General features: G+C 69.5%; 1 protein-coding gene. It reads left to right on the top strand.

Features of this window, described 5'->3' with window-relative positions:
* A partial coding sequence (locus BLT82_RS36170) for an ATP-binding SpoIIE family protein phosphatase (RefSeq protein WP_167746202.1) occupies nt 1-1,192 on the top strand: 1,192 nt, incomplete at both ends.

Genomic DNA, 1,192 nt, shown 5'->3' on the forward strand with positions numbered 1-1,192 from the left:
GTGAGAATCCGGTCCCGTTCCAGGAGATCGATTTGTTGTTGGCTGAGGAGCTTGTGGGTCGTGCTGCGCAGTCGTTGGACAATGCGCGCCGGTTCGCGCGTGAGCAGACCACGGCGCTGGCTCTGCAACGCAGTCTGCTTCCGCGGCGGTTGAGGGGTGGTGCGGCGGTCGAGACGGCTTCGCGCTATCTGCCCGCGGACATCGACAACGGCGTCGGGGGCGACTGGTTCGATGTGATCCCGTTGTCCGGTGCCCGGGTGGCCCTGGTCGTCGGGGATGTGGTCGGCCACGGCATCAACGCCGCGGCGGCCATGGGAAGGCTGCGCACCGCCGTGCACACACTCGCCGACATGGAACTTCCCCCCGACGAACTGCTCACCCACCTCGACGACACCGTCCAGCGGCTGACGGAGGCGGACTCCGGCGGCCCGGACCCGTCCCCCGTGGGCGCCACCTGCGTCTACGCCGTCTACGACCCGGTCACCCGCCTGTGCACCATGGCCTCCGCCGGCCACCCCCCGCCCGCGATCGTCGACCCCCACGGCCGGGTCACCTTCCCCGACATCCCCTCCGGAGCACCCCTCGGCATCGGACTCGGCGTCCCCTTCGAAGCCGTGGAACTGGAACTGCCCGAGGGCAGCCTCCTCGCCCTCTACACCGACGGCATGGTCGAGACCCGCAGCCACGACATCGACGAGGGAATGCACCGCCTGGGAACCACCCTCGCCGAACCGGGCCGGACACTGGAAGACCTCTGCACCCGCGCCATGGAACCCTTCCACGGACAGGCCGCCTGCGACGACGTCACCCTGCTCCTCGTCCGCACCCGCGCACTCGACCCGGCACAGGTCGCCTCATGGACACTCCCCGGCGACCACACCGCCGTCCGCCAAGCCCGCGACCTGGCAGCCGACCGACTGACCGCCTGGGGCCTCGAACACCTCGAAGACGCAACGAAACTCATCGTCAGCGAACTCGTCACCAACGCCATCCGCCACGGCACCGGCCCGATCGGCCTGCGCCTGATCCAACACGAAGTCCTGACCTGCGAAGTGTCCGACGCCGATTCGTGCGTCCCGCATCCGCGCAGCGCACACACCACCGACGAGAACGGCCGCGGCCTCTTCCTCGTCTCCCAACTCTCCCGCCGATGGGGCTCACGCCCGATACCCGGTGGCAAGGTCGTCTGGGC

Source organism: Streptomyces wuyuanensis, assembly GCF_900103455.1.
Taxonomy (GTDB): Bacteria; Actinomycetota; Actinomycetes; order Streptomycetales; family Streptomycetaceae; genus Streptomyces; species Streptomyces wuyuanensis.